The sequence below is a fragment of the Bradyrhizobium sp. USDA 3262 genome (assembly GCF_054060035.1).
Genome location: NZ_JBSSCT010000001.1, coordinates 1,835,750 through 1,856,357 on the forward strand (window position 1 = coordinate 1,835,750; position 20,608 = coordinate 1,856,357).

Consider the following 20,608-nt stretch of genomic DNA (forward strand, 5'->3'; position numbering starts at 1 on the left):
AACGCTGGACGCTTGCGATGAAATTTGACGAAACAGCTTGTCGCTGGCGCACCGCATGATGCGAACGTGCGGCCTCCACCTTCGGAGAGCAACTGTCTACGTCCCAGTCGCAGAATAGTCCGTCAGGCGTGAACAGGCGCCGCTTGCGTTTGGCGATATTGTGGGAATCATCCGACGGAAAATAAGAATCACGCTCAATCACTATCTAAGAATGATGGATCGTAATCGAGCATGCAGATGGGGTATCGAGTGGGATTGTTGTGCACCAATATTCTCACAGAAGATATCGCATTGATTGGAAAGGAATTTCTCTTGGGCCAAGAAATCGCTGGGGTATGAGTTTGGGGTCGGTAATCGGTGATCTAACGTGATCTTCATCCTTAGCAACATCTGGTCACGCTGAGGATGGTCCGAGCACGTTGAGTCACCAAACTACTCTAACCCATTCACGCGAAATGCTCAAAAGCTAGGTGGCTCTAGCTTTGCAGTGGATGTCTTCAATCCTCTGAAAGATTCGGGATCTTCGACGCGCGACTAGGCTCGATCGTTATCGCTGAAAAGGAAGACAGCCCGGCTGGGCGTGGCAGCCAACCAACTAAAGCTGGTCGGGCTGATACGCCACTTGGGCGACCACTTTCGACGCATCACGCCGGCTCTGATATTTTCCAATCAGCGAACCACTCGGACCGTCTACCTTGTTCGCGCGGTGGAGATTCCACATCTTGTCCTTCGTCGGCGAGAGCCGGTACAGCCGTCCATTCGTGCGGCAATGCCAGTCGGGCGATTTCGCTAGCTGTGTCCACTTGCAATCGGCGCCGGACAGAAGTCGTTGCTCCCGGGCGACCCGGTCCTTTTCGCGCGATTGCTCATATCGTTCTTTTTGCTCGATCCTGAGGCGCTCTTCTTCGCGTTCGACATGGTCGCGCAAGAGCCCAATAATGGCTGGTAGCTCGGTCCCCTTGGCTTTCTCACGCTCATAAATCGCCAGACAGCCCGGCTGCAGCCCTTCCTTGGGGTAGGAGAAATAGTCTTCGTCTTCGAAAGCCCGCATGCGCTGGGTGACGTCCGTCGTTGTCAGCGCCGGTCCAGGCAGTCCGTTCAGAAAGTCGCTCAGATCATCGAGTGGAATCCAGCAGCCTACGGCCGATTTTACGAGCTTCTCCCGCTGCTCATCCCATTTGAGCCAAACTGAATTGCGGCGGTCGACGACGCGCATGATCTCGTTAGCGAGCACAATGACCGCATGCGGATCCCGAATGTGGCGCAAGGAGGGGCTCCGCACATAGTTGAAAAGGAGATGCTTGACAGCCTGTAACCTCTCGTCTTCTGGCATCTCACCTCCTTTGGCTCCCTTGCTCTGCTTCCGGGGCGACCGCCGGATTCTCGATGGACGGTCCATCCTCTGTGATCTGAAGGCGGCCTACCGGATCAATCTGGTCTGCGACTCCCAAGGCCCAGGCCGCCCAGCCTGCGACGAGGCTTTCTTCGGCCTTTTCTGGACTGAAGGCCGTGATGGCGGCTTTGACGAACGCTCGAATATCCTGGGCCGCTCGATGATCGGCTGCCATTCGGAGCAATGTTTTACGTTGCTCCGCTTCTGCCTTGGCGGCTTTTTCACGTGCAAGTCGGGCTGCCTCGGCGCGTTGTTGGGCCAGCCTGCGCTCCATCTCGGCACGGCGTCGGCACGCGTTTTCATAGGCGGTGTGGGCACTGGCACGGTACTGAACCTCACCGGCCACGATCAGCTTCAGGACGATTTCTCTAAGTCGATCCTCGATGCGTCCGCTGTCGTCATCCTCCCAGGAGTCCCCGGATGCTGAGATTTCTAGCCGCAGGATTTCGTAAGCTTCGTGTGGCGCTTGGATTCGTCCGTTGGCCTGCGTCCTGGCCCTGGGGTGGTCCAGTGTGAACGAGATCTTCTGGCTGCCCACTGTCACACCGACATTGCGGGCCTGTTCGCCAAGCCAGGGCTGGTGGCCGGCCTTGATCAGGGCAAGGAACAGGTTGTTCAGGATCCGCAGTCGTCTCCGTTCGAAAGGGCTATCGAAGAAGGGTTCACTGTAACGGAGTCTATACGCAGCATCGCTGGGTTTCAGACGACGCAGCGCATCTTCGTCGAGGAGATGGCGGATCAACTTGTGGGCCGATCCGAGATCGCGCACAAAGCGCACCTTCCCGAGTGATTGGTCGACTCTGACGGCGACAGCTTCAATAGATTCAGCGAACGTAGGTTCAGTGGGCAGCGGCGCGGCAAGTTCCGCTTGAGGATTGGGAGGCCATGGATATGAGCGCGGACCGGTTCCGATCGTCACGTCGGTCGCCATTCCCGGTGACCGTAGCGGCAGTTTTTGGCGGACAACCTTCTTGTCTGCGCGGAGTTTCGCCCAGTAGCCCCGGTCCGGTACGGGAATGTCAGCCTTAGCGCAGCACTTTTTCAGCCACACATCGGAGACGCCCATGCGCTGAGCGATCATGCGCACCGGCTCAGTCCATACAAGATCGTAAAGCGCCTCACGACAAATGGTGGTCAATCCAATCCTCTGGGTCAGTCCGTCTCGATTGTAATCACTGAGTATTGCGAAGGCGCGACGGCCTCGGCCTGGCTTCGGTGGTCGAGGGAAGGGATGGATGGAGTGGGGCGGTCGATGTATTAGGTATCGGAGTACGAAAAGCGGTGATGACGTGATATACGGACCCGAGGAAATCCCTGAAGCGTGATGCCAAAGATCGATGTGCGACCGGCTAATCGGAGCCGAGGAGTATCTCTGTCCATCGCCACAGTGGACCAGCGAGATTGATCATGGTCCGCCTGTTCGTCGCTGTTACGGACAAATCCTGGTTTGACCAATTGAGCGCGTCCGCTCCACACGACGAAGTCAATTTCTGGCAACCTAGCGGCACCACGCAGTTTCGGGCGCTCCAACCGGGCGAGCTTTTCCTCTTCAAGCTGCATGCGCCAAACAACTTCATCGTAGGCGGGGGCATTTTCGGTCATGCATCGATCGCGCCGCTGTCGCTGGCGTGGGACGCTTTTGGCCTCAAGAACGGCGTTTCCAGCCGCGCCGAGATGCGGGCACGAATTGGGAGTTATCGTCGTGACCCGATTACTCTGGACGATCGACAGGATCCTGTCATTGGCTGCCGAATTCTGACCCAGCCGTTCTTCTGGTCGAGGGATCTGTGGCTACCTGTTCCAGAGGGCTGGTCGCCAAATATCGTGACCGGCAAGGGGTTCAGCACTGAAGAAAGGGATGGCCAATACCTCTGGTCCGCGGTCACTGATCGATTGACTTCGGTTCCCGGAATTCAAAACGCAGGGCCGATCATGGCTGAACGTTTCGGTAAGCCGACATTGATCAAGCCGCGATTGGGCCAGGGAGCATTCCGACTAACGATCACTGATAGCTACGAACGTCGCTGCGCCGTCTACCGAATCCACGTGAGCGAGGCGTTGCTTTCAATGAATGACGGGCCAATGTTCGAGTATGGGCTCAAGGCTATGGCAGGGCAGTTGATTAAGCTCCCGTCGCGATCCCAGGACTATCCAGACCGAGATCGTCTCGCTGAAAGATTTTCGCAGTTCGAGCTGGATAGGTAGCTTATTGCGTACAATTCAGTTCAGCCCATCGTTGAGGTTCGTCAAAAAGGTCGCTCCAAAATCAATAGACGCGAAGCTGGACGATGACCGGATCATCGATGTTCATCTGACACCACGTTATCGCTCACGTTTGCGCCGGTAGGCGTCGGCCTTGGCTTCTTTGACGACGCACGATCCGTGGCACAATTTGCAGATATCGCCAACGAACCCTGTCGTACCCTTGCCGCCGCAGCGCGGGCATTTCACCTCGTCGATTTCTTCGGGATCATAGACGTCATGCCTCGCTTGACTGACCACGCACGAGCCGTGACAGTAGGCGCACGGATCGGAGACCAGGCCGGTCATGCCTTTTCCATTGCAGTGCGGACAATCGACCTCATCGATTTCTTCACGATCATAGGCGTCATGCCGCGCCTGACTAACCGCGCACGAGCCATGGCAGTAAGCGCAAAGATCGTTCACCAGGCCGGTCGTGCCTTTCCCGCCGCAGTGCGGGCACTCCACCTCGTCAATGTCATCCGGCTCGTAGGCCTCAGCCTTCGCGTGCGTGACGACACATGAACCACGGCAATAGGCGCAAAGATCGGACACGAGACCGGTCGTGCCGCGCCCGTGGCAGCGCGGGCATTCGACCTCGTCGAGCTCGCCCGGGTCATAAGCGTTTGCCTTGGCCGAACTCACGAAGCACGATCCCTTGCAGTAACGGCAAAAATCGCCGACGAGGCCCGTAAGGCCGCGGCCGCCACAGTGCGGGCAATCGACCTCGTCGATATTCACCAGCACGCCTTCGACCTCGGCGACCAGCTTTTTGGCTTTGTCGCGGACCGCCTTTTCGGTCTGCTTGGCGGGCACCGTGGCGGAAATGGCCGCTAGCTTGGGCGCGATCTTGATAAGCGCTTTTTCGGGCTTGGTAGTCAGCTTGTCGGCCTTGGCCTCCGCTTCGGCCGCCTTGGTCAGCTCCGGCACCGCGGCCAAGAGGTTGGTCAGCTCGGCGAGATGCATGGCCTTGAGGTTGTCGGTGGCGGCCGAGGCGATGCTCTTTTCGAGATTGCGCACAAACTGGATCAGGGAGATCAGCGACTTGGTCGCGAACGCCTCGTATTTCATGACGCGGCGGCGGGCGTTCTGCTTCAAGAGCTTCGCCGCCTTGATCTCATCGGCGGTGACGTTCGATTTGACCTTGTAACCGAGGTCGTACTTGGTGTGGTGGTTGGGGCACAGATAGATGAGGTTGCCGGGCGCGTTGTTCAGCGTCTTGGCGACGGCTTCGATATGGGCAATCTCGCCGTTATCCATGTGGCCGCAGATCGCGCAGCCGTGGTGCGACTCTTCCTTGACGTCGTCGCGGATCGCTTTGGGGATCGTCGGCCGCACGCCGGGCTTGGGGAGCGGCCACGGCTCGTTCAAATAAGTGCGGTAAGCTTCGAGCTCAGCCTCGTCATACGCCTTACCGCCATCGAGTTTGACGGATCTGAGCGTGCGGTCGTCGCCTTTTTTTGGGCAGGTCTTGGACAGGTACTGAACGGTCTCGACCTTCAACCCGAGAAACAAAGCCGCTTCGATCTCGGAAAGATACGCCATCGCCGTTAGCCTTCCGGCAGCAAGGCCCGGACGCCGGTCACGGCCTCGCTCCACTTCTGTGCCACCAGCTCCATCACGCGCGCCTCGGCCTCGCCATGGCGTTCGTCCTCGAACCAGTGCTGGTTCTTCTCATTGACCCGGTCCTTGTAGCCGCGGCCGGCGATGGCGCTGCAGGCGCGCCAGAATTCAAGATCCTCACGCAGATCATCGGCATAGATGCTTTCGCCGACCAACTGCGCGTTGCGGATGATCTCATCGAAGCCGGCTTCGAGCGTGCGCACGGCCTGGCGGGCAAGGTCGTGCGCGTCGACGAGATCGTCGTCGCTCAAGACGCTGGTGGCGATCGTCTTGAAGCCCTCAATCTTGTTCTCGACCACGTGCGTTGCGATACGGCGCGCGCCATGGCTGAGCTGGTGCGCATAATCAAGGTTCGGCCACCCTCCGCGGCGGCTGATGGTGGCGTAGATCGTTTTCCAATGGGCGGCCCGTGTCGTCGACAAAAGGCTATCGTGCACGCGGCGCGACGCCGAGCGCGGCAGCTCGGCATTATCTTTGAGCCAGATCGTGAGGCGCTTGGCCGCCGTCCGCAGCGTCTCTTCTGCTTGCGCCTTCTCGTAGTTGGCGAGCAGGTCCCTGGCGCCGGCGATGATCTCGCGCAACGCCGCACGATGGCTATTCCGGAGGGCTTCGATGCGTTCCGCGATGAAGGCGCGAAGCGTTGCCGGCTCATCGGTTGCCGAATTAAAAAAGGCGATCGGCAAATGATCGAGGTTGAGCGCATGAAGCTTGAGCCGCACCTCGTCTGCTTTCAGCTCGTAGCCTTCCTCTTCGGTCTGTGCGAGTTCCCCGTCAAACTTAACCGCAAGCGCCTCGCCCGATCGCGGCAGCGCCAGGATCGCCGCCTGCGTGGCGAGGGTGCGAACACCCGCTTCTTTGGCGCGCGTCAGGAGTTGGCGTACTTCGGTCGATGGTGCTTGAGCAAAGAGTGTGCAGAGCATCACGAGCGTATGGGGATCATCAAAGTGCTGCTCAAGGTCGGCGCGCGCGGCGAGATCGTCGATGCCACGGGAGTCGATGAGCGTGACCGTCACCGTGTCGTCACCCAGTATGTCGTTCGGCACCACGACTTCGATGCGCTTGGGCACCGTGAATTCGGGATGACGGCCATTATTGATCTTCTCGAAGTTCTCCTGCAGCCACACCAGCGGCGGCTTGCCGGTGCTGGCGTCGTGCCACAGGTCGCGGCGGTCCCGTTTATGCAGCTCCATGCGGGCGAGTATCTCGACGGACAACGTCTTGGCGTCCGGATGGCGCGCGGCGAGAACGCGCGCATTATCGCTCGCAGGTATGATGGCGCCGTCGGGCTTGCGCTCGGAGCGGCGGCGGCGGAGGCCCGTCATGCTGCGCAAGGCGCGGTCGATCTCGCGCGAGATTCCAGGAGAGCCGGAACCGGCTTCCTCTTCGTCGTCGTCGCCGGCTTTGGCGGGGTTCAGCAGAGAGTTGGCAAAGTCCGTGACGTGATGACGGACTTCATCTTCGGTGCAGGGCTCGACGATCAAGCCATATCCCGGTCCCTTCCGGACATGCACGTCGCAAATCGTGATGCCGCCAGAGCCGGTCTCCAACACGGCGTTTGGCATGCCCTTTGCGCTCGGAAGTTCCAATTGCTCGATGCGGCAGATGCCGGTGGACTTGCCGACACCGATCGTTCCCACGAAGGCGACGTTATAGCGCTTGTTGAGAACATGCTGCGCCGCTAGGCGAAGCTCTTCCTCATAGCGCACTAGACGCCGCTCGAAGAGCTGCTTCACATCGGGGTGCTCCGCGAGCGCGTGGATTTCTTCAGCGACTTCTTCTGCCTCCCACAGGAGATCGGCATCAGCGTCACCGAGAGCGGGTTCGGGCAGCCGCTGCCACTGCCGTCCGAGGATCTCTTTGAGCCGCGCCGCTTCCGGCGTGCCGATACCCTTCAGGATAATGTCCAGCTCATCGTCGGCGAGCGGGCGGTCACCTGCCTCCACGCGCGAGAGCACGGCTGCGCTCCACTCAAGCTTCTTGGCGAGTTCATTTTGCTTGAGCTGCGCATGCTCGCGCAGCCTGGCGAGGTGTTTTCCAATGGCAGCATCGCGGCTCATCGTCGGCTTCCTTCTGTCGGCCAGACGTATCACACAACATTTCTCACAAATCAAGAAACGTTTCATAAACGTTTCTTGGTGCCCGCTTTGGTTGCCGAGCCAGCTTGCTGGGATTCCGCCTTTGCCCTCTGCTGCCCCGATTCGCCCACAGGCAGGATTGAGAACAGCGCTGCGCCCAATCCTCAACCAGCGTCATAGGACCGGATCGCGATCGCCCTCAGACCGATTCAATCTGCGCGCAGGCCGATCGAAACGCATACATAGCCGATAATCTCGTTGATTTTTCCCTAGAAGAGCCGCATAGTAGCTATACGAATCATCAATTTCTCGATATGGAAGTCAGGATCGTCCTATGGAGCACTTTTCGGTCGTGCAGAGCATCATCCGCGCAGGCTTGTCCGGCGACCGCGAGGCGCTGGACAAGCAGGTGCTGAGACTGCGCGAACGGCTGGAAAAGGCGGGGCACACGAAGGAAGCCGCGACCATCGATCGGCTTCGCGCTGCCGTTAACGAAACCCATGAGATGGCTCCTAGCCGGGTAGAAATCTCGCGCGCCCAAGTCTCCGGCGAAAAACTGACGCCCGCCGTCAATCCGCCGATCGATCGCGAGACCGGGGCGCGGCTGTGTTCCATCGAATTTCCGGAGAGTGGAAATCCTCAGCCGGTTTATGCAGACACCATCCGCGAGACGATCGACGGCTTGCTTCAAGAATGGAGCAGCGCTGGTGCCCTCCAGTCTATGGGTGTTGAGCCGACACGGTCGCTGCTGATCTATGGACCTCCCGGCTCGGGGAAAACGGTCACGGCACACTACATCGCGCAGCGCCTCGATCTGCCGTTGGTTACAGCCCGCATTGACGGGCTGATCTCGTCGTTTCTGGGAACAACAGCGAGAAACATCGCGAACCTATTCGACTTCGCGAACCGCTACGCCTGCGTGCTCCTGCTTGATGAATTTGATGCGCTCGCCAAGCTGCGGGACGACCCGCAGGAGATTGGAGAAATCAAAAGGGTCGTCAACACCCTGCTTCAGAATCTCGATCATCGGCGCGGCTACGGCGTGACCATCGCAATCACCAACCATGACAGGCTTCTCGATCCGGCGGTCTGGCGGCGCTTCGAGACGCAGGTTCAGATTGGCGAGCCAGACCTACAGGCGCGGGAGCAGTTGATCGCGCGTTTCTTAATGCCGATCAAAGCAGAAGCGCCGACCTTGCGCGTATTCTCATATTGTCTTGCTGGAAGAACGGGCGCCGACATTGAGCGTGTTTGCAGGTCCGTCAAGCGCACCTTGGCGCTGGGCGGGGAAGCGCATGACGGCCCAGGCGTATTTCGCGCCTTGAGCACAGTGCTGTCGCGCGCTCCCTATCACGACCACTTGCCGGCGCGAATCCTTGCAACAGATCAGGAGGCGTTCGTCAGCCTCATCGCCAATGATCCCGAATTCTCGATGAAGCAGACCGAAATTGGCGAAGCGACGGGATACGGCCAGTCGAGGGTCAGCGATCTGAAAAAGGCGAAACGTCACCTCGTCCTGATGGAGGGGGTCCATGCCCAATAATCCAGTCCAGATCATCCTCAACGATCAGGACTTCCATCAGGCGCCAGACCCCGGGCAGCCGCCGCGCAATAAAGACTTCTTCGACGGCGCGGACCAGGCTTTCGCACGGCATAAGCAGTCGCTGCTCGCATCGATCGACGCCATCATTGCGGAGATACGCCAAAGTCCATATGGCCCGGCCGCCTATGTGAAGGTGCAGATGCGAAATGAGGCGCTGGCGAAATCCTATCGACCCGTCGGATGGCTGTTCAAGCGCGATCAATTTCCCTGCGTCGGCGCTGACGCCGTGGGCACGCTGTATTTTCGCGCGCCGCTGATCTATCTCGGGGCGCTTCGGAACCGGATCGAGCAGGCCGAGATCACGGTCGAAACAAAATATCGCCAGAAGGACGACCAACCCTACAAAGCGCCGACGATCGCGCGCGCGGAAGTCGGCGCGGTGGAGTCCATTGAAATTGCGCCTCCCGAACAGAAGCGCACGTTTTCAACGGCCGCCGCGATGGCTTGGTTGGAAGACCCGCGTTCGGTTTCGGGTTATCAGGTCGAACTGTTCGAGACGCCCGATGACCGTGTCATCGCTGACGATCCAACCGGTCGCAACACCCTGCAAAGAACTTTAGAAGTCTTGCTTCTTTCTCTCGGCCGCGGCGCGCGAAGTTACGTGGCTTCAGCCATCGGCCGCACACCGATTCTTGAAGTGCAGTTGACGCGGGGCGAGCACCAAGCGTTGGTCGACAACCGATCGGGTCTTGCGCGCGCCGATGTCGCGCCGTTGCCGGCCTATGCGCAGATCGACCAGAACCCCGAACGGCATGAGGCCGCTCTGAGCGCTCTCCAACAGCATCCGCTGGTGCGCGCCATCCTTCCTCCGATCCTGCTCCAGCTTACGGACGAAGTGTCGGCAGCCGGTCAGACAAATGAAAACGGCGCACAGTCTCAAAAGCTGTCGATCCCAAAACCGGAGATCGGATCGGCCTATCCGGTCGTCGGCGTGATCGATTCAGGGGTGTCCGCCGTCCTCGACGACTGGATTGTGGACCGGTTCGACTACTTAGCTCCGACCGAATATGACCCAGCTCATGGCACCGGCGTCGCCGGCTTGATCGCCATGGGACAGCTCGCCAACGCCCCGGAGATAACGCCCGAGGCAAATGGCTGTCGCATCTATGATGCGCCGCTTTATCCCAAGGGCTCCTTCATCGCGAAATATCCCAAAGGATTCTCGGATTTTTTGGAAGAACTCGAACAGGCCGTGTCGGAGGCGAAGGAAACGCATGGCGTCCGAATCTTCAATCTGTCGATCAATGCCGTTGCCGACGTTGAGCGGCATCGATACAGCATCTATGCGTCGCGCCTGGACCAGATCGCCGACGCACATGGCGTGATCTTCGTGAACTCGGCCGGTAATCTGCCAAAGGCGCAATCGCGCGCGCCGTGGCAAAACCGGCCCGTCGACGTTGTGAACTATTTCGCCGCGCGGACATCGCCGGACACGATTTATAAGCCGGCGGAGAGCGTGCGATCCATTTCCGTCGGTGCGCTCAACCCGCCAAAGACACAGCAAATCCATCGTGCTCCAACGATCTACACAACGCGTGGGCCCGGCTTGCAGGTTGGCGTGAAGCCGGATGTTGCGACCTACGGCGGCACCGGCGTGGCGACGGGGGCTTCGACCGGTCTCGCGTCCATTGCAAGCGACGGGACAAAACAAGACGTCGTCGGCACGAGCTATGCTGCACCGCTTGTCGCACGCGCTTTGGCCGGCATGGATACTGCGACTGAGGGCGGTCTGACCACCGAAGCGCTTCGCGCCATGCTGCTCCATCACGCCAGCATGCCGGATCCTCTGACGAAACGCGGGTTGAGAGAGCTTGGCCGCCAGTTCGCAGGCTTCGGGCAGCCGGGAAGTGTCGCTGACATGCTTCAGACGGAAGACCATCAGATCACGCTCCTTTTTCAAAGCCGTCTCAGCATCGGCGAGAGCAAGCCGGTTATTCTTCGGTTTCCGTTCAGTTGGCCGCAAAGCCTGGTCAACGGTGGAATGTGCTCTGGCCGCGCTCGCATAACGCTCGTCTATTCGCCGCCGCTCGACCCCGCCTTTGGCGCGGAATTCGTGCGGGTCAATCTCGAAGCGTCCCTTAAGCAGCGTCAACTCGAGCCCGCGAAGGATGGAAGCGATCGGTATACGAATCAGATTGCCGCTCGCTATCTGCCCAAATCGGCGCAGCTTGCGATCCCGGAGAGGGCATTGATCGACCACGGCCTGAAGTGGTGGCCTTCCAAGCAATACGAATCCAATTTCGTCGACAACGGCGCCTCGGAGCTATGGCGTCTGGAAGTGACCAGTCTTGTTCGCGCCGAAGCTCGCTTCCCGGCTGAAGGCGTGCCTTTTGGTGTTCTGTTGACGCTGGAGGATCCTGACGGGTCTAAGCCCATTTTCCCTGAGTTCAGACAATGGCTCCAGACCAGCAGGGCCAATGCACAGGACGTGCGGACAGCAGTACGGCTGCGCCCACGCCGATAGTGGTGGAGCCAATTCTGCGTTGGCGCGGCGCGCTGAGAGTAAACTGTCAGACACGAACGACAACAAGGGGTGCTGCCAGCGCATATACGCGCATGAGGCGTCGCGCCAGGCCGCCGGCTGCAAGCGCCACACCATCCCGATGGGCGGGCTAGACAGCCTTGTGGACGACCATATTGGGGACCGTTTGTTGCAACAATCCAACCGGCTGAAGCAATTCCTCGCCAGCGTGATGGACCACCGTCAGGAGCGGGCGAGCGCCGCCGCAAGCACCTGGCCGAACCCACGACCTCTGCCTTCGCAGCGGCGAGGCTGGGCGCCCCGCCGTCGACTTCACCTTTCTACCGATCCCATTCCGAACGATTCACCGCCGCCTTTATCCGTTGCCACGACCATGACCAGCGAGCACTTCCACCGATATTGGTAGCGAGACGCGCAACGTGGTTGGGTAAAGGGCATCAATTGCGGCTATTGCGATTAGGGGTCAGAACCACGCTCAATCACTGCCTGAAATGATGGATCGTGATCGAGCATTCAGATGGGGTATCGGGCGGGATTGTTGTGCAGGAGGCGAGGTCTCCAAATAAGTGATTGATTTGACGCGCGGATCAGCGCGGGGCGGCAGAACTGGTGCCGATAACTGGGAGAGGTATCAAGTGCGCCAACGGGACCATCACGGTCAATCACGTGAGCTCCATGAGTCGGTTCGACGCACGACAAGAGACGCGATTCTGTTCGTCCCACTCGTCGAGCTCGGCGATCGGGTAGAGAACGGCCTTTCCGATCTTTACGAAGCCAGGTCCGACTCGCATCGAACGCCAGTTTCTTAGCGTACCGACAGAGACTTCGCCACGGTAGCGTTCTGCGACTTCTTCGGGGGTCAGGAATTTGGGGGCATCCATGAGCGACTCCGTTCCATTTTAAGGCCACCGGCCACTTGGTGGCTCGTGCTCCGAGCGGACAGACTTGGTCACGTGCGCTTCACGGGTCGCCCCGCAGCACACGTCCACTCACGCTCGTTCACGAAAAGAAATGCCGCGCATTTGGTTGTGGTGGAAGTGGTCTCCGATTGTGGTCGTAAAAATGGATAATAGCGGCGGCAAATCGGTCGGAGCGAAACTCGCCGCGATGAGAACTCGCGTCACTCTCTGGCCAAACGAGCGTCGCATCGGAGTTGCATTGAACGGCAAACCCAGAAGGACGAGCCAAATGCCAAATACCAAGGGGAAGAGGCCTACACTCAAGCTGCCGGAGATACAGCCGGGCAACTGGCGCGGCGAGATTCTTGGGAGCTGCACGGCCAGTTTTGGGCAGGTCGTTCAGCCCGGTCCGCCACGGCGGTCGGTCGAGTTCACCTATGTGATAATGCCTGGAGCTCTTACCATGCCCGAGGCTCGGTTCACTTGGCCCGGCGTCATTATGATTATGACACCCACCCCCATGAAAACCGAATTTCCGGATGCGGGCCGATTATTCCGAACCGAGCATTTTGGCTCGCTGAACCTGTCACTTGAGGTCACGCGCGGGCAGTTTTCGGACATGTTGCGGATGCTGGAGGCAAAGCGCCTGAAGGATTTTCACTTCACTTTGGAGGATGAAGCCGAAGACTCGTGGCCGATCTACAGCTGGGGCATGTCTGCGGCCTTTCTCAATGCAATCAGGTAACTCCTCTCCTCACAGGGGTGGCCGTTGTCCAACATAAGGGGAGACCTCACCAAGTCTTCAATTTCAGCCAGCACCGCTTCCAGTCGATGCTCGCAGCCCGCGGGTGCTAAATCGAATAATCTCATCCACTGTTGTGCCAACGGGTCTCGCCGTGTCGATTTCATGATTGGATGATTTTCTCAGCAATGGCTCGACCAGCGCAATGAGCTCTCGAACTTTGCTCCGATCTTCTTCGTTGTTGCCATAACCACCAGAGGAACGTGCCTCGAGCCGCTCCATGACCGTTCCAACAGGAGCGGAGAGGAGAATGATTTTGTCGATCAACGGGAATAGGCGCGCCATGTTCTGCGCGCATCCTCCAATGAACAACGTGCCTTCCGTATGCTCTAAGAGAAGCGCTCTGACCTTCCCTTCGCGCCAGACCCAATCTTTTCCCTTCTGCGGAGTGAGCGTGTCAGAGGCGTCGCAGTCGATCCATTCGGACCACTCCGGCGAATCGAGATCTATGGCCGCGTAGCCTCGTCTTGCAAGTTCGTCTATCACCGCCGATTTTCCGGCCCCTGACATGCCCGTGATCAATACGCGTGCCATATAGCGCTCGCGAGAAACGGCCTGCGTGGTCGGCTCGATCATTTGTCCTTCCTTTCCTTAGCATTGCGGGGGTGAGGTCAGTGCTGAAGGACGGCATAAACAGCCACCCAGCTGATCGTCGGCGCGAGGCCCTGTGGCTTTGCTCGATAGTGCGTCTGACACCCCTCTTTCCGGTGGCGGACGAGGCCAACCTCTTTGAGGACGCCTAGATGCTTCGAAACAGCTGGCTGGGAGATTCCAGCGTAGGCGGTTACATCACGCACGTTTTGCTCGCCTGTGCAACAAAGCCGCTCGAACAGGGGTCCGACACGTCGGATCTGATAAAGCGTCGAAGATTTGGTTCAGCGACAATGGCCCCTTATGCGGCCTGTTGAGCGGGATAGAGCGTAAGGATGTTGACGTTGACCCTTTTTGGTTGGGTGACCGCGTAAATGATGGCGGCCGCGACGTCCTGGCCTTCAAGTAGTTCCATGTCGCCAAGACGCTTCTCGACGGCGTCGCGGACCTCGGGTCGCATTTGAGAGATGAACTCTGTGCTTACGGCACCGGGCTCGACAGAGGTTACTCGGATGCCATCTGTGCAGACTTCACGCCGCAGCGATTCCGCGATCGCGGTGGCCGCGTGTTTAGAGGCCGAATAGACCGTCGAGGGGTGAATGTAACGGCCCGTACCTGACGACAAGATCACAACATGGCCATCACGCTGAGCTTTCATGATCGGCAACGCAGCAGCAATGGAATAGAGCAACCCGAAAATGTTGACATCGAACATTTGCCGATACTCGCTGGTCGTGGTGCGTTGGAATGGCGCAGCCACCCCGACGCCCGCGATGGCGAGCAACATGTCCAAGCGTCCAAATTCATCCACGACCCGGTCAACTGCCGCGGACACCTGCGTCTCTGTAGCAACATCGGTCTGGATAGGCAGCGCCACGCCACCGTTCTCGCGGATTCGGTCAGCCAACCTTTCAAGGCGATCGAGCCGGCGCGCGATGATCGCTAATTTAGCCCCCTCCGACGCAAGCGCGAGTGCGGTGGCCTCGCCGATTCCTGACGAGGCACCGGTTACCAAGGCTACCCGTCCTTGAAGTCTGCGTGCCTCCATTCTTCGCCAATTCCTCTTCGAACTAGGTAGTGCTTGGTTCAGAGGCCCCGAGTCCGACGTGACTGCCGTCGAGCAGGAGGGGGCGTGCATGCGAGGTCGTGCGTGAATGACCGAAATGTCGTCACCCTTTAGCTAGGGTCATTTCCGTCCGGCGATAACGTGCGCGGCGCGCACTAAAACCTGCGTCGGCTGCAACGGAACTCGCGGCCCGAATTTGCTAAGACCGAGTCTACGCCGGAGGCATGAGCATAGGAAAGCTCCGTCCTCACTGCGGCTTGGAGCACATCTTACAAATGCCTGATCCGCTTCATCCTTGCCTCGCAGAGATTCGCGCCAAGGCCCATCAGACGCGCAGGGCGTTTGAGTCAGGTTGCTTCGACGTATCAGTTGCACGACGAGCGTATACCGAATACGCGCCAGACATTGATGTCGATCTCTTCCTGTCGCACTCTCGCAGGCTCTTTCCGGCTCTGAATTGTGGGCTCTGCTCAACCTATTTGCGTGCTGTGCTCCACTGCGGAACCGTCCGGCGCGGTCGCTACAACGCCGACCTCCATACGGTGTTGATAGTCGGCTCGACGGTCATTGATGTCACAGCAGATCAATTCGGAGGCCCTCCTGTATATGTTGGGCCGCTAAGGCAGCCGTGGACTTTACCGTAGCGCTCAAGGGCAATGAGTTTGTTTTCGTTCAAGCGACAGTGATGCCGCGAGAGACGCCTTTGCGCGATGCACACGACCCTGACGCCAGGCCCAGTCGGTTCCTTCGCGCGCAGCAGTCATCGGGATCAGCGAGACCCAATTCGCCATTCGAGGGTTTCTAAGTGAGTGGCTAGGCAGCTTGCGCGGAGAGTTCCTGAGCGAGGCCCATTCCCCCGGCTCCCGAGCAGCCTGCGATCAGCACGCGGTGACGTGCTGCTCCGGCAGGCGGAGGAAATTGATCTCCTGCGCGCTGGCGCACGGGTGGAGTCGGCAAGCACTCAATTTGATGTTGTCACAGCCCCACGACGCTCCGGACGACGCCGGCCTATACGGACGCGCCTGACAGCCTCACTTAGGAACAGACCTAAGTCAGTTAGTCGAAAATGGCCGAATTTGCTACACAAACAGGCGCATCACTTAGGCCTTGCCCTAATCGATGCTCGCCCTTAGTATCGCTGCAAATCCACTAGTGAGAGAGCATTTGATGGTCGCCACCGCCGCGCTTGAACCCATCGACACCGTATTCCGGGCGCTGGCGGATCCCACCCGGCGGCGGGTGCTCGAACGCCTAAGCCGAAGCCCGGCCAGTGCGAGCGAGCTTGCTGCGCCGTTTGGCATGGCCCTCCCGTCGTTCGTCGAGCATCTCGGCGTGCTCGAACGCTGCGGTTTGGTGAGCTCGCAAAAGGCAGGGCGCGTTCGAATGTATCGCTTAGCCCCGAAACGGCTGCGGCTTGCAGAGGAGTGGCTCGGCCGGCAGCGCGAACTATGGGAGCGACGGCTCGATCAGCTGGATGAGTACGTCATTCAGTTGAAGAACGATCGGAAGAACACACCATGAGGTGTGCGGACGCGGCGGTCCCGACCAGCCTCATTGGACCCGAACGACATCGACCGGTCTCACGCATTTCGGGCGATTGCCGCTGATGCTGAAATTCCATCAAGAAGAAGGCTAGTATGTATGAAGAAGTCGGTGCTGCAGAAGCCAGACCCTCAACTCGACCTCGTCCTCGACAGGGTCGTTGAGGTCCCGCGGGAATTGGTCTGGAAGGCTTGGACCCAACCGGAGCACCTCAAAGCGTGGTACACGCCGAGGCCGTGGCGCACGATACACTGCGAGATCGACCTCCAACCAGGAGGCATTTTCCGAACGGTGATGCAAGCCCCCGAAGGTGGCGCGACAGTCGATAATGTCGGCTGCTACCTTGAGGTCGTTCTTGGCGAGCGGCTTGTTTGGACGGACACCTTGCTTCCGGGTTGGCGGCCGGCGGACGGCATTCGGTTTGGGATGACCGTCGTGCTCGAGCTGCAGTCGATTGGCGAGAGCACCCGCTACGTCGCCACGGCCCTCCATAAAGACGAGAAGGGCCGCCAGCGGCACGAGCAGATGGGCTTTCATAATGGCTGGGCGACAGCGCTCGACCAGCTCATCGAGCACATCAAAGCGACAACTGCGACCTAGGCCGGCGCGGCCGGTCCGGCCCCATGATGTCGGAGCCGGGCTCGGTCATCTTTGGCATCCTCGCATCGGAAAGCGGACGCCGCAGGCAGCGATCACGGAAACCAAATGCACTTTGAAGGGAGAAGATTGTGAGAAGGCTAATACTCTCGGCGTTTGTAACACTCGACGGGGTTATGGAGGCACCATCGCCTGAGCCGGACCGCTCTTGGAGTGGATGGGTTACGCCTTACCAAAGCCCCGAGCAATTCGCTTACAAGTTCAATGAGGTCGAAGAAGCAGAGACATTGCTTCTTGGCCGCGTAACTTATGAGACATTCGCTGCCGCGTGGCCGTCTCGATTCGGGCCGTTCGCAGAGAAGATGAATGCAATGCCAAAGCTCGTCGCATCACGTACGATAAGCGAGGCGCATTGGAACAATAGCCGGGTCATTCAAGGGGACCTAGCGAGCGAGATCACTAGCCTCAAGCAGCAGGATGGCGGTCCGATCCTTATCGCCGGCAGCCGGCGTTTGTCCCACGCCTTAGCAGGGGCAAAGCTGATCGACGAGTATCGCCTCATGGTTATGCCCCTTGCTCTTGGGGTCGGAGGCCGGCTGTTTCCTGACGCGGAGCAAAAGATAGAGATGGACCTGGTTGAGACGCAAACATTTCCTATGGGCGTGGCAGTTCTAACTTACCACCGAGCGGCAGCCTGAGTCTTCTGGCTGATCGATGGAACTGATCGATCTGCAATACGTGGCGGCAACGGTTGATGCCGGAAACTTCGGCGAGGCCGCGAAGCGGCTCGGCATTTACGCGTCGACTGTAAGTCGCGGCGTCACCCGGGTCGAGGATGAGCTGGGACTCACGATTTTTGAAAGGGGCCGCTTTGGCGTCCGACTGACCGCCGGCGGGAGGGCCATCATGGTCCATGTCCGCCGCGCGCTCGGAGACTTTCATGCAATCAGACGCGCTGCGCAATGTAATGCGAACGGTGAGTTAGGAGAGATCAGGCTTGGCGTGAAGGTGCCGCCCTCCGGGGAACTGATTCGCGAGCTACTTCGAGACTGGCGGGTTGCTCACCCAATGGTCAGTCTCGTGCTCCACGAACTGCACGAGCAGGAAATTGCACCTGCACTGCAGGAGCGATGGCTCGACGCGGCGCTCGTGCCGCGGCACCTATTATGGCCGAAGGCGGTAGCTGTCCCCATCTATCGGGAGCCGATCGTCGCCGCCGTACCCGTGCGGCACAGGCTTGCCGCCAGCAATTCCGTAACTTGGGATGAGCTCCGCGAAGAAGTGGTGCTCGTTCACGAAAGCGGTGCGGATTCACTTTCGGGAGAATTCATCAGTTCGCTCTTAGGCGCGGGATCATCGCTGCACTCCCACCCGGTGAGCAGGCAAGGCTTGTTGACCCTGGTTGCCGCAGGCTTCGGCGTCACCTTAATCGCGGAAAGTAGGACCGACTTTTCCTGTCCCGGAGTGACCGTCAAACCCGTCGCCGAGAGCGATGCATGGGTGGACGTCGATCTCACTTGGACACCCGACAGGGAAGAAGCAGTGGTCGGCAGATTCGTTGCCTTTCTCCGGGACGAAGCTCGAGCACGATCTGTGTCTCGAGGCGCCCCGTGACGGTGGAATTGCGCCACCTGAGATATGCTATCGCAGCGGCCGACCATGGCAGCTTTCGGCGCGCGGCGAGGACACTTTCGGTTGAGGAATCTACGCTCAGCCGTCGGATTCGGGACCTCGAGGATGAACTTGGGGCAGCTCTATTCATGCGACGCGCTAGCGGCGTCCAGCTCACCTACGCGGGGGAACGTTTCCTCGATCACGCCCGTCGTGCCATGGGAGAGGTGACGCATGCCATGGTCGAAGTTGGCGCTATTGGGCGTGGGGAAGCTGGCGCGGTGCGCATTGGGATATTCTCGTCACTCGCCTCAGGCTTCTTGGCGGATCTGCTGCGTGAGTACCTGATCAAGCATCCTGACGTGCGGACTGACGTATTCGAAGGAAGTCCGAGCGGACATCTCTCGGCCGTCCGGCATCATCAGACCGACATCGCCTTTCTAACGGGTGAGCAGGAAGTCGATGGTTGCGATCGGCTTCATCTTTGGGACGAGCGGGTTCTCGTTGCGATGCCCCGGCTACACAGGTTGGCGGACTTTGCCGCGCTCTCATGGGAAGATCTCCGCGCCGAGCGCTTCATTGTCAGCGAAGCGGATCCTGGTCCCGAAATCCATGACTACCTGGTGAAGCATTTAGCCGGGCTGGGCCACCATCCTAGTATCGAACGCCATCGTGTAAGCAGAGACAACCTTATGAATTTGGTCTCGATCGGCGGAGGTCTGACGCTGACCAGCGAAGCAACCGTGGGAGCGAACTTTCCAGGGGTTGTTTACAAGCCTCTCGCGGCGGAGCTGTTGCCATTTTGCGCATTTTGGTCGCCGCGAAACGACAATCCGGCTCTTCGTCGCATGCTTAGCCTCGCGAGAATAATGTCGAATCGCTCTGGGGTGCTCCAGCAGCGCAGTCGGCAAAAGCCGGCGGTTGGCAATCAGGGGTCGATCTTACCCCATCAGTAAGTGCATTCGCCAAGAGCAAGAGCTGCATTCGGCTTCCGCCGGGAGGCGTCTCCGTCGGTTTATGCGGTGGCAGTGAAAACTGACGACGTCCGGTACTGGCGACCGAGCCGCCTATTCATTTAAGCGTGGTCGGGCCGTGGCAATGCCTTTTTGTCATTCGGCCTCGACATTGGACTCAGCCCCGCATCGCAGTCGGCGCAGGACGCGCTGGGTGCCGCGCGCAAGACTGTTCAGCACAGTGCGGATGGAGCATCAGAACGAATGAGGCCCACTGAACGGCCCGATAAAGCTCAGATGTGAGACGAGTCCGGTTGGCGGCATCCACTGATGAAGCCCGACAGCCGGGGGATCCATCATAAAAGTAAGTTCAGCGCCGGGCGCCAAATCCAGGGTCGCTTGATGCGCGCTGCTGGGGGCAACGCAGACCGTTGTGCCCGCCCAACGAAAGGAGATGGGGCGATGGACATGGCCGCAGAGGATTCGCTCAACGTTTCGGTGGCGTTGCACAATTTCGGCGAGCCGCTCGGCGCCAACGCGCAATCCCATCTCGTCGATGGCGTCGAGGCCGGTCGCAGCAGGAGGATGGTGCATGAACAAGATGACCGGCTTGTCAGCTTGGGCGAGTCGAGCATCGAGCCAGTCCAGCCGCTCCTGGCACAGCTCTCCATGGCCGTGGCCTTCTGCTAGGGTATCGAGACCAATCAATTGAAGGGGCAAATGCGACACGAGGTATTGAATATAGCCCGATCGCGGGAGGTACTGATGATGCTGAAATACCTCTCGCAGCGCCTCGCGCTTATCGTGATTGCCCGGAATGATGAATGATGGGATCGAAAGCTGATCCAGCGCTTCGCGAACAAATCGATATTCTTCCGGCGAGCCTGTGTCCGCGATGTCGCCGGTCAAGACGAGCAGGTCAGGCAAGGGCGAAATTCCGCGTAGGTGGTCGATAGCTCTTCGAAAGTGCTCGCGAGTGTCGACCCGCCCGAACAAAGGCGCGGAAGTCGATGCCACGTGAAGGTCGGTGATCTGAGCGATGATCAATTTGAATCTCCTGACGCGGATAGTCGTCCCAGGAAGCGGCCGTCGCCGGCCTAGCATCGATGATCGAGCATGAGTGGGACTTG

Annotated in this window: 17 protein-coding genes and 1 pseudogene; 9 read left to right on the plus strand and 9 right to left on the minus strand. The window is 59.3% G+C overall.

Annotated elements, in window-relative coordinates:
• Window positions 1-595 precede the first annotated feature (595 nt).
• A complete protein-coding gene (locus ACVWYP_RS08485) occupies window positions 596-1,333 on the minus strand; it encodes a hypothetical protein (RefSeq protein WP_456684030.1) in 738 nt (245 codons plus the stop codon).
• Window position 1,334: 1 nt separating this feature from the next.
• Window positions 1,335-2,531 carry a hypothetical protein gene (locus tag ACVWYP_RS08490; RefSeq protein WP_456684031.1) on the minus strand — a complete coding sequence of 399 codons (1,197 nt, stop codon included), beginning with the start codon at window positions 2,529-2,531 and terminating at the stop codon, window positions 1,335-1,337.
• Between the two features lie 269 nt (window positions 2,532-2,800).
• Between ACVWYP_RS08490 and ACVWYP_RS08495 the strand changes: the two genes are divergently transcribed.
• Window positions 2,801-3,598, plus strand: coding sequence for an HNH endonuclease (locus ACVWYP_RS08495; RefSeq protein ID WP_456684032.1), 798 nt, complete (start codon window positions 2,801-2,803; stop codon window positions 3,596-3,598).
• A 117-nt stretch (window positions 3,599-3,715) separates the two neighbouring features.
• Here the strand turns inward: ACVWYP_RS08495 and ACVWYP_RS08500 are convergent, their stop codons facing one another.
• Window positions 3,716-5,179, minus strand: coding sequence for a hypothetical protein (locus ACVWYP_RS08500; RefSeq protein ID WP_456684033.1), 1,464 nt, complete (start codon window positions 5,177-5,179; stop codon window positions 3,716-3,718).
• Window positions 5,180-5,184: 5 nt separating this feature from the next.
• On the minus strand, window positions 5,185-7,314 hold the full coding sequence (locus ACVWYP_RS08505) for a helix-turn-helix domain-containing protein (protein WP_456684034.1): 2,130 nt from the start codon (window positions 7,312-7,314) through the stop codon (window positions 5,185-5,187).
• A gap of 352 nt (window positions 7,315-7,666) precedes the next feature.
• Here ACVWYP_RS08505 and ACVWYP_RS08510 point away from each other — a divergent pair, with 352 nt between their 5' ends.
• Together ACVWYP_RS08510 and ACVWYP_RS08515 are read left to right on the plus strand one after the other, a co-directional pair.
• Window positions 7,667-8,875: an AAA family ATPase gene (locus ACVWYP_RS08510; protein ID WP_456684035.1), complete on the plus strand. Its 1,209-nt coding sequence runs from the start codon at window positions 7,667-7,669 to the stop codon at window positions 8,873-8,875.
• Window positions 8,865-11,399, plus strand: a complete 2,535-nt coding sequence (locus ACVWYP_RS08515; RefSeq protein ID WP_456684036.1) for a S8 family peptidase — start codon at window positions 8,865-8,867, stop codon at window positions 11,397-11,399. The genes ACVWYP_RS08510 and ACVWYP_RS08515 overlap by 11 nt, the downstream gene beginning before the upstream one ends.
• A 680-nt stretch (window positions 11,400-12,079) precedes the next feature.
• On the opposite strand, the gene ACVWYP_RS08520 is transcribed toward ACVWYP_RS08515, so the two are convergent.
• Window positions 12,080-12,298 carry a helix-turn-helix domain-containing protein gene (locus ACVWYP_RS08520; RefSeq protein ID WP_456684037.1) on the minus strand — a complete coding sequence of 73 codons (219 nt, stop codon included), beginning with the start codon at window positions 12,296-12,298 and terminating at the stop codon, window positions 12,080-12,082.
• Window positions 12,299-12,428: 130 nt separating this feature from the next.
• Between ACVWYP_RS08520 and ACVWYP_RS08525 the strand changes: the two genes are divergently transcribed.
• Entirely contained in the window at window positions 12,429-13,061 is a 633-nt protein-coding gene (locus ACVWYP_RS08525) for a hypothetical protein (RefSeq protein ID WP_456684038.1), read from the plus strand.
• Window positions 13,062-13,124: 63 nt separating this feature from the next.
• Here ACVWYP_RS08525 and ACVWYP_RS08530 read toward each other — a convergent pair whose 3' ends face one another.
• The 3 genes and pseudogenes from ACVWYP_RS08530 to ACVWYP_RS08540 form a co-directional block, all read right to left on the minus strand.
• The gene (locus tag ACVWYP_RS08530) at window positions 13,125-13,694 is read right to left on the minus strand and encodes an AAA family ATPase (RefSeq protein ID WP_456684039.1); all 570 of its coding nucleotides are present in this window, start codon (window positions 13,692-13,694) and stop codon (window positions 13,125-13,127) included.
• A gap of 35 nt (window positions 13,695-13,729) precedes the next feature.
• Window positions 13,730-14,003 (minus strand): annotated as a pseudogene (locus ACVWYP_RS08535) (ArsR/SmtB family transcription factor).
• Between the two features lie 7 nt (window positions 14,004-14,010).
• Window positions 14,011-14,724, minus strand: coding sequence for an SDR family oxidoreductase (locus ACVWYP_RS08540; protein WP_456684040.1), 714 nt, complete (start codon window positions 14,722-14,724; stop codon window positions 14,011-14,013).
• A 1,218-nt stretch (window positions 14,725-15,942) separates the two neighbouring features.
• Between ACVWYP_RS08540 and ACVWYP_RS08545 the strand changes: the two genes are divergently transcribed.
• The 5 genes from ACVWYP_RS08545 (at window position 15,943) to ACVWYP_RS08565 (ending at window position 19,481) form a co-directional block, all read left to right on the plus strand.
• Window positions 15,943-16,296 (plus strand): ArsR/SmtB family transcription factor, encoded by a 354-nt coding sequence (locus ACVWYP_RS08545; protein ID WP_456684041.1) that lies wholly within the window; start codon window positions 15,943-15,945, stop codon window positions 16,294-16,296.
• Window positions 16,297-16,416: 120 nt separating this feature from the next.
• Window positions 16,417-16,917 carry an SRPBCC family protein gene (locus ACVWYP_RS08550; RefSeq protein WP_456684042.1) on the plus strand — a complete coding sequence of 167 codons (501 nt, stop codon included), beginning with the start codon at window positions 16,417-16,419 and terminating at the stop codon, window positions 16,915-16,917.
• A 128-nt stretch (window positions 16,918-17,045) separates the two neighbouring features.
• Window positions 17,046-17,612, plus strand: coding sequence for a dihydrofolate reductase family protein (locus tag ACVWYP_RS08555; RefSeq protein WP_456684043.1), 567 nt, complete (start codon window positions 17,046-17,048; stop codon window positions 17,610-17,612).
• A gap of 16 nt (window positions 17,613-17,628) precedes the next feature.
• Window positions 17,629-18,528, plus strand: coding sequence for a LysR family transcriptional regulator (locus ACVWYP_RS08560; protein ID WP_456684044.1), 900 nt, complete (start codon window positions 17,629-17,631; stop codon window positions 18,526-18,528).
• Window positions 18,525-19,481, plus strand: a complete 957-nt coding sequence (locus ACVWYP_RS08565) for a LysR substrate-binding domain-containing protein (RefSeq protein ID WP_456684045.1) — start codon at window positions 18,525-18,527, stop codon at window positions 19,479-19,481. The genes ACVWYP_RS08560 and ACVWYP_RS08565 overlap by 4 nt, the downstream gene beginning before the upstream one ends.
• A gap of 252 nt (window positions 19,482-19,733) precedes the next feature.
• On the opposite strand, the gene ACVWYP_RS08570 is transcribed toward ACVWYP_RS08565, so the two are convergent.
• Window positions 19,734-20,525, minus strand: coding sequence for a phosphodiesterase (locus ACVWYP_RS08570; RefSeq protein WP_456684046.1), 792 nt, complete (start codon window positions 20,523-20,525; stop codon window positions 19,734-19,736).
• Between the last annotated feature and the right edge of the window lie 83 nt (window positions 20,526-20,608).